Annotated in this window: 8 protein-coding genes; 3 read left to right on the top strand and 5 right to left on the bottom strand. The window is 73.2% G+C overall.

Annotation, left to right across the window (positions count from 1 at the left end):
- Positions 1-134: 134 nt before the first annotated feature.
- From ABZ128_RS35200 to ABZ128_RS35190, 3 genes are all read right to left on the bottom strand, one after another.
- Entirely contained in the window at positions 135-509 is a 375-nt protein-coding gene (locus ABZ128_RS35200; protein ID WP_007262928.1) for an RNA polymerase-binding protein RbpA, read from the bottom strand.
- Positions 510-832: 323 nt separating this feature from the next.
- On the bottom strand, positions 833-2,215 hold the full coding sequence (locus tag ABZ128_RS35195; RefSeq protein WP_356853945.1) for an MFS transporter: 1,383 nt from the start codon (positions 2,213-2,215) through the stop codon (positions 833-835).
- Positions 2,216-2,282: 67 nt separating this feature from the next.
- Positions 2,283-3,053 (bottom strand): glycerophosphodiester phosphodiesterase family protein, encoded by a 771-nt coding sequence (locus tag ABZ128_RS35190; protein ID WP_356853943.1) that lies wholly within the window; start codon positions 3,051-3,053, stop codon positions 2,283-2,285.
- A 199-nt stretch (positions 3,054-3,252) separates the two neighbouring features.
- Between ABZ128_RS35190 and ABZ128_RS35185 the strand changes: the two genes are divergently transcribed.
- Positions 3,253-4,755 (top strand): PLP-dependent aminotransferase family protein, encoded by a 1,503-nt coding sequence (locus ABZ128_RS35185; RefSeq protein WP_356853941.1) that lies wholly within the window; start codon positions 3,253-3,255, stop codon positions 4,753-4,755.
- Positions 4,756-4,774: 19 nt separating this feature from the next.
- Here ABZ128_RS35185 and ABZ128_RS35180 read toward each other — a convergent pair whose 3' ends face one another.
- Positions 4,775-6,406 (bottom strand): ATP-binding protein, encoded by a 1,632-nt coding sequence (locus ABZ128_RS35180; protein ID WP_356853939.1) that lies wholly within the window; start codon positions 6,404-6,406, stop codon positions 4,775-4,777.
- A 49-nt stretch (positions 6,407-6,455) separates the two neighbouring features.
- Positions 6,456-6,650, bottom strand: coding sequence for a hypothetical protein (locus tag ABZ128_RS35175; RefSeq protein WP_356853947.1), 195 nt, complete (start codon positions 6,648-6,650; stop codon positions 6,456-6,458).
- Between the two features lie 307 nt (positions 6,651-6,957).
- On the opposite strand from ABZ128_RS35175, the gene ABZ128_RS35170 reads away from it, so the two are divergent.
- Positions 6,958-7,383, top strand: coding sequence for an ankyrin repeat domain-containing protein (locus ABZ128_RS35170; protein WP_356853937.1), 426 nt, complete (start codon positions 6,958-6,960; stop codon positions 7,381-7,383).
- A 339-nt stretch (positions 7,384-7,722) separates the two neighbouring features.
- Positions 7,723-9,120 carry a HEAT repeat domain-containing protein gene (locus ABZ128_RS35165; protein WP_356853935.1) on the top strand — a complete coding sequence of 466 codons (1,398 nt, stop codon included), beginning with the start codon at positions 7,723-7,725 and terminating at the stop codon, positions 9,118-9,120.
- Positions 9,121-9,336 lie beyond the last annotated feature (216 nt).

The following is a 9,336-nucleotide window of genomic DNA, read 5'->3' as shown; positions in this document are numbered from 1 at the left end:
TTATTAAATCTTTGGGAAGTTTTGTGAGTGGGGTATTGTGTGGTAACGGGGGGGCAGGCCCACCGCGGCCGCGGCCCCCCGGCCGGGTGGGGGGCGGGGGCCCTCGGCTTGTTGTGCGTGAATCCGTCCGCTCGTCAGGCGGACTTGCGGCTGTCCCGCGGATGCACGGCAATGTTCATGGCGCCGGAACGCAGGACCGCCAGCCTTTCGGCCAGCACCTCCTCCAGCTCCTCGCGGGTGCGCCGCTCCATGAGCATGTCCCAGTGCGTTCGCGCAGGCTTGCCCTTCTTCTCTTCGGGCCCGTCCCCGTCCACCAGGAGTGCCATGGCGCCGCACGCCTTGCACTCCCACTCCGGCGGAATCTCTGCCTCAACCGAGAACGGCATCTCAAATCGATGTCCGTTCTGGCATGCGTACTCCACCGCCTGGCGCGGGGCCAGATCGATGCCGCGGTCCGTCTCGTAGCTGGTAACCACGAGCCGCGTACCGCGGAGAGCTCGCTCACTCATGAATCGTGCCTCCCGGGCTTGTCGCCCACAGGACAGGTGTCGCTGTCGTCGTCATCCGGTCAACGTCCGGTCGGCGGTATAGATTCCCGCTCCGGGTCGTGCGTCGCCCGTCGTGCCGCCCCTTGTTGTACCCACCAATGCCCGTTTTGTCACATCTGGCAGCAGATGTCACCCAACGTCTTTACTTCTTCAGCACGCAGTAACGGTCCGCCTGGCAGGCCAAAGGCGTACACTACCGGCCCTTCGCTTCAACGTCGAAATCCGTTCGGAATTCGTATGAAGATCCGGCCGTGGACGGGCCGCTTCCGGGGCGCGGACCGCCGTCAGATGCGCTCGGGAACAGGATTCCCCGCCGCCTCCACCGCGCGCCGCACCGGCACCCGCGCCAGCAGCACGAAACCCAGTGCGAAGAACACCACCAGCGAGATGATCGCGTCCCGGTAGCTCCCGGTGACCTGGTACGTCAGGCCGAACACCAGCGGACCCACCCAGCTCAGCCCGCGGTCGCTCATCTCGTACGCGGAGAAGTACTCCGCCGCCTTGCCCGCCGGCACCAGGTGCGAGAACAGCGACCGCGACAGCGCCTGGCTGCCGCCCAGCACCAGCCCGATCATCGACGCCAAGGCGAAGAACCACACCGGCGTCCGGGCCGGCAGGAAGTACCCGGCCCCCAGCGTCACTGCCCACGCCGCCAGCGAACCGAGGATCGTCCGCTTGGCCCCGTACGTCCGGGCCAGCCGGCCCATCCCGAGGGCCCCGCCCACCGCCAGGACCTGCACCAGCAGCACCGCCCCGATCAGCGTGGACTGCTCCAGCTCCAGCTCCTCCGAGCCGTACACCGACGCCTGGGAGATCACCGTCTGCACGCCGTCGTTGTAGATCAGGTACGCCAGCAGGAACGACAGCGTCAGCGGATAGCGCCGCATGTCCTTCAACGTCGCCACCAGCTGCTTCCAGCCGCTCACGGCCGGCCCCGCGCCGGGCTCCCGGACGACCGCCCGGTCCCGCAGCCGGCGCAGCGGGATCACCGCGAAGGCCCCCCACCACAGGCCCGCCGAGGCCAGGCAGATCCGCACCGCCGCACCCTCGGACAGGCCGAACCCGTCATGGCCCAGGTACAGGGCGAGGTTCACCACCAGCATCAGCGAGCCCGCGGTGTAGCCGAAGGCCCAGCCCCGCGAGGAGACCGCGTCGCGCTCGTCGGGCGTGGAGATCTGCGGCAGGTAGGCGTTGTAGAGCACCATCGACACCGACAGCGCGGCATTCGCGACGATCAGCAGCAGCCCGCCCAGCAGATAGCGCTCACCGCCCAGGAAGAACATCCCGGTCGTCGCCGCGGCGCCCGTGTACGCGGCCGCCGCCAGCAGCGGCTTCTTGCGGCCCGTCCGGTCCGCGAGCGCCGCCGCCAGCGGCATGACCAGCACCGCCAGGATCACCGAGGCCGACACCGAGTACGCGAAGAAGGAGCCGGCCCGCACCGGGATCCCCAGCGGGTGCACGTAGCCCTCGGCGTCCGACGCGGCCTTCGCCACGGAGGTCAGGTACGGCCCGAGGAACACGGTGAGCACGCTCGCCGAGTACACCGACACCGCGAAGTCGTAGAAGTACCAGCCCCGCTGCTCCCGCTTGCGTGCAGCGGCCGCCTCCGCGGCCCGTCTGCCGTCCTCGGAACCGGCTTCCGCTTCGTCCGTCGTCTGCGCACTCATCAGTGCCCCCTCGCTGGTCCCCGTACCGCACGGCCCGCGGACGCCCGCGCGCAGCCCGGCAGCCCTGTCAGGCCCAGGCCCCGCGCCGGTCCAGCACCGTGCGCAAGATGTCGATCCGGTCGGTCATGATGCCATCGACACCCAGGTCGAGGAGAGCCTCCATACGTTCCGGTTCGTTCACGGTCCACACGTGCACCTGGAGGCCCCGCTCGTGCGCGGTGCGGACGAAGCGCCGGTCGACCACCCGGACGCCCCCCTGCGTCTCCGGAACCTGCGCCGCCACCGCCCCGGCACGCAGCGCCGCCGGAATCGCGTACGAACGCAGCCGCAGCCCGAGCACCCCGCGCACCCCGTACGAGGTCGCCAGCCGCGGGCCGGCGATCTTCTGCGCCCGGGCCACCCGGCTCTCCGAGAACGACCCCACGCACACCCGGTCCCAGACCCCGGCCCGGGCGATCAGGTTGAGCAGCGGGTGCAGCGCCGACTCGGACTTGACGTCGATGTTCCAGCGGGCGTCCGGGAACTCCTCCAGCAGCTCCTCGAACAGCGGCAGCGGCTCGCTGCCGCCCACCCGCACCTCACGGACCTTGTTCCAGGTCAGCTCCGCGATCCGGCCGCGCCCGTCGGTGACCCGGTCCAGGGTCGCGTCGTGGAAGGCGACGAGCTTGCCGTCGGCGGTGGCGTGCACATCGGTCTCGAAGTAGCGGTACCCCGCGGCGGCGGCCCGCCGGAAGGCGGCGGCGGTGTTCTCCAGGCCGTCCGCTGCACCTCCCCGGTGCGCGAACGGAATCGGAGCCGGGTGGTCCAGATACGGGTGGTGAAGGCGTACGTGCGTCACCCCCCGCAGTATGCCCGCTCCGCCCCCGGCTCCGGGAGCGACGGCATGGAGCCCCGGTGAACACCGGGCCGCCACCGTTCCACGGCCGACCCTGGCCCGGTGGCCCCCGGCGTGACAGGCTGTGCGGGAAGGAAGCAATCCAATACCCACCGCTGCCGCGGTGCGGTGGGGCCAATGCAACGAAGGTGGACCGGACGGCATGGCAGAGTGGACCTCGGCGGTCGGTGCCGCACAGCTCGCGCGGCTCATCACCTCCCAGCAGGAGCGGCCCGGCGTCCCCGGAGCGCGCAAACTCCCCGCGTACCGCACCCTCGCCGACGGGATCCGGCTGCTCGTCCTCGAAGGCCGCATCCCCGTCGCGGCCCGGCTGCCCGCCGAGCGGGAACTGGCCGTCGCCCTCTCCCTCAGCCGCACCACCGTCGCCGCCGCCTACGAGGCCCTGCGCGGCGAGGGGTTCCTGGAATCCCGCCGCGGCGCCGGCAGCTGGACCTCCGTACCGGCCGGGAACCCGCTGCCCGCCCGCGGCCTGGAACCGCTGCCGCCCGAGTCCCTCGGCTCGATGATCGACCTCGGCTGCGCCGCCCTCCCGGCCCCCGAGCCGTGGCTCACCAAGGCCGTGCAGGGCGCCCTGGAGGAACTGCCGCCGTACGCGCACACCCACGGCGACTACCCCGCCGGACTGCCCGCGCTGCGCCGCATGCTCGCCGACCGCTACACCGAGCGCGGCATCCCCACCATGCCCGAGCAGATCATGGTCACCACCGGCGCCATGGGCGCCATCGACGCCATCTGCAGCCTGTTCGCCGGCCGCGGCGAGCGGATCGCCGTCGAATCCCCCTCCTACGCCAACATCCTCCAGCTCATGCGCGCCGCCGGAGTCCGGCTCGTACCGGTCGCCATGGCCGACGGGCTCGGCGGCTGGGACATGTCCCTGTGGCGCCAGGTCCTGCGCGACGCCGCACCCCGCCTCGCCTACGTCGTCGCCGACTTCCACAACCCGACCGGAGCCCTCGCCACCGCGGAGCAGCGCCGCGCCATGGTGGAAGCCGCCCGCTCGGCCGGCACCGTCCTCGTCGTCGACGAGACCATGACCGAGCTCCGGCTCGACCCGGCGCTGGAGATGCCCCGGCCCGTCTGCTCCTTCGACCCCGCCGGCTCCACCGTGATCACCGTCGGCTCCGCCAGCAAGGCCTTCTGGGCGGGCATGCGGATCGGCTGGGTCCGCGCGGCGCCCGACGTCATCCGCAGCCTGGTCGCGGCGCGGGCGTACGCCGACCTCGGCACGCCGGTGCTGGAACAGCTCGCGGTGAACTGGCTGATGCGGACCGGCGGCTGGGAGGAGGCCGTCGGGATCCGCCGCGCCCAGGCCCGGGAGAACCGGGACGCCCTGGTCGCGGCGGTGCGCCGGGAACTGCCCGACTGGGAGTTCGAGGTGCCGCGGGGCGGGCTGACCCTGTGGGCCCGGGCGGGCGGCCTGTCCGGCTCCCGGCTCGCGGAGGTGGGGGAGCGGGTCGGCGTACGGGTGCCCTCGGGCCCGCGGTTCGGCGTGGACGGCGCCTTCGAGGGGTACGTCCGGCTGCCGTTCACCGTCGGCGGGCCGGTGGCCGAGGAGGCCGCGGCCCGGCTGGCGGCGGCGGCCCGGCTGGTCGGCACCGGAGCGGGCGGCAGCGGCGCGGAGCCGCCGCGCACCTTCGTGGCGTAGGCCCCCGGGCGCACCCCGCTCAGGGAGCCTCGGCCGGGACCTCCGGGGCGTCCGGGACCTCCGTGGCGTCCGGCGCCCGGCCCTGGAGCTGGGCCGGGGGCTGCACCTGCAGCGTCTTGGGCGGCCCGACGGGCCGCTCCGGGGTCTCCCGCGCGGGCAGCAGCTCCCGTACGGCCTGGAGGTGTACCGGATGCGCCGCATCGTCGTAGGGATCCGGCGTGGCCGGCACCTGCAGCCGGTGCACCGGACCCGCCCCGAGCCGCGCGTACCCGCGCCCCGCGGGGACATGCGCGGGCGGGGTGGTGTGCGGCGGCAGCCCCAGCACGTCCGCGACCTGCTGCGCCGCGGCCGCCCCGAGCGCCACCCGCGCCCTCGTGTGCTGCCACACGGCGTCGTTCAGCAGCTCCAGATGGTCGAAGTGCTCGGCCACCACCACGGTGACGTGCACGGTACGGCCGTGCCGCAGCGGCACCTGGAGTTGCGCGAGCGGATCGGGACTCCCCTCGGCCGCCGCGAGGTGTGCCAGCACGCTCGGCCGGTCCAGCAGGATCCACAGCGGGCGCCGGGTGTCCTCCGGCACCCCGAGGCCCTCCTCCCGGGCGCGGTGGGTCTCGATCAGCCGGCGGCCGGTCTCCTGCGCGGCCCACTCCAGCACCGCGAGCGCCCCCGCCGGCGTGCACTCGACGGCGCGTACGCCCGCCCGTCCGGCCAGGCACGCGAAGTCGCCGCTGCCGCCGCCCTCCACGACCAGCACCTCACCGCCGTGCCGCAGCGCCTGGAGGGCGATCGAGCGCAGCAGCGTGGAGGTGCCGCTGCCCGGCTGGCCCACGGCCAGCAGGTGCGGCTCGGTCGAGCGGGGACCCGTACGCCAGATCACCGGCGGCACGTCGCGCGGCTGCTCGCCCTCCTTGACCGGCAGCGTGCGCCGCACGCTCGCCGCGTCGGTGAAGCCGAGCACGGTCTCGCCGGGCGAGGTGACGAAGGGCTGCGCGGCGATCCCGGCCGGCAGTGGCGCGAGCACCGTCAGATCCAGCCGGTTTCCCTCCTCGTCCCAGGTGAAGAGGTACTCGCGGCCCCGCCCGGACTTGGCGTGCAGCAGGGCCTCGATCCGGGCCCGCGAGGCGGCTTCGCCGTCGGTGAAATAGGCCGGGTAGCGGATGTGGAGCCGGGTGATCCGGCCCTCCTCGTCGAACGCGCAGTCGCTGAAGGCCCGCTCCCAGCTCCCGCCGTGGGCGAAGAGCGGATCGGGGTCCTCCGAGGTCGAGAAGTACGGCACCAGGGCCTCGTAGAGGGAGCCGAGCCGTTCGCTCTCGGCGTCGCCCGGGCCGGTACCGGCCGGCTTGCGGTCCCGTCCGGCCCAGGCCGCCGCCGCCATCAGGGTGATCAGGGCCAGCAGCGGGCCGTAGGGGACGAGGGCGACCACGAGGACGCAGGTGGCCCCCAGGAACAGCGCGGGACCACGCCTGTCCTTGGGGGTCCCGGCCCACTTGCGCCGCCCGGCCGCGGCCAGGAGGCGCAGGCCGCGCCCGATGAGCAGGAGCGGATGGAGGACGTCCGTGGCACTGTCGGCGGCCGTGCGCGCGAGCTCGCGGCCCCGGGCCAGCGACGCGGTGCCGCTGCTGAGGATGCGGGGGAGTGGGCGCCGGGCCACGGGCGTCTCCTGGAGTTGTCCGGTCGGGCGGGACGGGCGGCAGCGGACGCTAGAGCTTGATCCCGCCGAGCAGGCTCGCCAGGCTCGCCGTGCTCGCCGTGATGCTCGGCGCGATGGCGGAACCGGCGAGGAAGAAGCCGAACAGCGAGCAGACGAACGCGTGCGAGAGCTTCAGCCCGTCCTTCTTGAAGAAGAGGAAGGCGATGATGCCGAGCAGGACGACGCCTGAGATGGAGAGGATCATGAAGTTCTCCTGGTGGGTGGGGACATTCACCATCAGTTGTTCCAGGCTCACAGGAAGTATCAATGCGATAAAAGGTGCAATGGAGTGAATCTCGGCCTTTTTCACTTGACCGGACCAGTCCGGCTGGCGCACCCCCCGCACACCGGCCCGCCCGTCCCCGCCGGGGATCCCCACCGTGGACACGCCCCCGTACGTGCAGGTCGGGGCGCTACTCTGGCGCTTCACCCGCACGGACGCAGCGCCGGGCACCCCCCTGCCCGCCCGGCCTGCCCCATCCCGACTCGCTGAGGAAAGGCGGACACGACCGATGAGCGAGCAGCACGAACCCACCGCGGACGGCGCCCAGGGCGCCCCCGACGAGGACGTCATCGAACTGGCCACCAAGATCTTCGACCTCGCCCGCCAGGGCCAGACCGCCCTGCTCACCGCCTACCTCGACGCAGGGATCCCCGCCAACCTCACCAACGACCGCGGCGACACCCTCGTCATGCTGGCCGCCTACCACGGCCACGCCGACACCGTCACCGCCCTGCTCGCCCGCGGCGCCGAGGCCGACCGCGCCAACGACCGCGGCCAGACCCCGCTCGCCGGCGCCGTCTTCAAGGGCGAGGAGGACGTCATCCGCGCCCTGCTCGCCGCAGGCGCCGACCCGAACGCCGGAACCCCCTCCGCCGTGGACACGGCCCGCATGTTCGCCAAGGCCCACCTGCTGGAACTGTTCGGAGCCAAGTAGTCCGTTTCCGGCCGTGACCTGGCACGGTCCGACCGGTCCCCCGGCTCACGGGTTGATCACGACAGCCGTAAATGTGGTCGCGGCGCACAAACCGCCTGGGTCATCATGGCGTCGGATTCGATTCGCGAGCACGACGGACGGGCAGGACCGGGCAGGACACGAAGGGTGTCCGAGCCCCCCTGCCGGATCGGCCGCCGAGGTCGCGAAGCACCGACGAGAGTGAGAAGGCAATGGTCTACATCGAGCGGAACAAGACGGCGGACGTCCTCACATGCTGTTACGCGGCCCTGTGAATCCCGATTCCCGGTTGCGTCCCCAGCTTGATTTGAGGCCATTCCCATGTTCGAACCAGTCATAGCGCCGAGCGGCACCCTGCTCGGGCTCCTCCAGCGCGGCCGCGGCGACGGCACGCTGCACGCGCTCGCGGCGCCCAGAGCGGAGGCCCTCACGGCGCTCAACCAGTGCGTGCTCCGCGACCCGCGCCAGGACTGGCAGGTCGAGAACCGCTCCCTGTACTACGCACGCCTGTACCTCGACCTCGACGGGCCCCTCGGCGAGATCGAGAACCACCTCTTCAGCGCCGACGACCTCGTCGACGACACGGACCACCGGACCGGCCTCGCCCTGTCCGTCCTGGGCCACCTCGCCTCCTACGGGCGCGACGACGCACTCATGCTGCTGCGCCGCTACGCCGCCTCCGGCGCCAACTGGGCCTGGGCCCTCGACGAACTCGCCCTGCGCGACGACGACCAGGGCCTGCGCTCCCTCGCCGCGCCGGTCCTCGCCAGATTCCCCGCCACCCCGGAGGGCGAGGCACGGCTGGCCGCCGCCGTACGCGACGCCTACGAGCCCCGGCCGTGGTCCCTCTGGGAGGAACTGCCCGCCTACGGAGAGCGGCTGCGCGCAGCCCGCCGCCAGGGCTCCTTCGACCGCTGGCAGCGCCAGCTCACCCCCAACGGCCCCCGGCCCGGCTGGGGCGTCCAGGCCGTCTTCGACTGGGCCACCGACGGGCTGCGCCGCGGAACCCCGCTGCACGTACCCGCCGCGCGGTGTCTCGCCGCCGTGGCCGCACCCGAAGACCGCTCCGCCATCCTCGCGGCCGCCGCCGGCACTCTCGGCGAAGCCGCCCGGGCCACCGCCCTGCACCACCTGGTCCTCGCCGAGCCGGACAACCCGGCCGTCCTGGACCTCATCGAAGCCGCCGCGGACGAGCCCGCCGTCGCCGCCTACGAGCGCATGACCGGCCCCGCGGCCGTCGAACGGGCCCGCCGCTGGGTCCACCGCCCCGACGCCCTCGGCGCGGCCGCCGCCGCCCTCCTGGCCGCCCACGGCGAAGCCGAGGACGCCGGCCTGGTCCTGGGCGCCCTCCGCTCCACCGTCCGCGGCTCCGGCCCCGACTCCCCGCGGCTGTTCGCCCTCGTGGACGGAGCGGGCCGGCTGTCGATCGGCTGCGCGGCACCGGTGCTGCGCCACGTCTACCGCGAGACGGCCTCGTCCCACCTCCGCGGCCGCGCGGCCCGCGCCCTGGCCGCCACGGACCCGTCCTTCGCGGCGGGCTTCGCGGTGGAATGCCTCTGGGACTGCGAGGAGACCACCCGCGAGGTGGCGGCCCACCACGCGGAAACCGCGGACGCCCGCGTCGCCCCGAGACTGCGCAGGCTGGCCGCGGATCCGGCGGAGGAAGAAGAAGTCCAGTCGGCAGTCCGCAGCCGCATCACGCCGGAGTCGGCGGTGTAGGGGGCTGGTGGCTTCGGGGGAGGCGGGGACGGGCGGGATTCCCGTACCCGGGGGCGGTAGGCGGTAGGCGGGGCGGGGGCTTCGGGGGGCGGGATTCCCGCACCCGGCATCGGAGAGGGTCCGGGGGCGTCCCGTCAGTCCACTGTCCTTCCGGGGTGGGCCGGGCCGTCAAGGGCGCTCTCTTCGTTCGCGTCGCTTCGCGATGGCCTTCGGCCA

Source organism: Streptomyces sp. NPDC006326 (assembly GCF_040612915.1).
Taxonomy (GTDB): domain Bacteria; phylum Actinomycetota; class Actinomycetes; order Streptomycetales; family Streptomycetaceae; genus Streptomyces.
The sequence above is the reverse complement of the archived record's forward strand: the minus strand, read 5'-3'. Positions and strand labels throughout refer to the sequence as shown.

What these genes read in the sequence shown, in the direction of transcription:
- ABZ128_RS35200 (WP_007262928.1), bottom strand. Translation starts at nt 509, where the DNA reads ATGAGTGAGCGAGCTCTCCGCGGTACGCGGCTCGTGGTTACCAGCTAC.
- ABZ128_RS35170 (WP_356853937.1), top strand. Translation starts at nt 6,958, where the DNA reads ATGAGCGAGCAGCACGAACCCACCGCGGACGGCGCCCAGGGCGCCCCC.
- ABZ128_RS35185 (WP_356853941.1), top strand. Translation starts at nt 3,253, where the DNA reads ATGGCAGAGTGGACCTCGGCGGTCGGTGCCGCACAGCTCGCGCGGCTC.
- ABZ128_RS35165 (WP_356853935.1), top strand. Translation starts at nt 7,723, where the DNA reads ATGTTCGAACCAGTCATAGCGCCGAGCGGCACCCTGCTCGGGCTCCTC.
- ABZ128_RS35195 (WP_356853945.1), bottom strand. Translation starts at nt 2,215, where the DNA reads ATGAGTGCGCAGACGACGGACGAAGCGGAAGCCGGTTCCGAGGACGGC.
- ABZ128_RS35175 (WP_356853947.1), bottom strand. Translation starts at nt 6,650, where the DNA reads ATGATCCTCTCCATCTCAGGCGTCGTCCTGCTCGGCATCATCGCCTTC.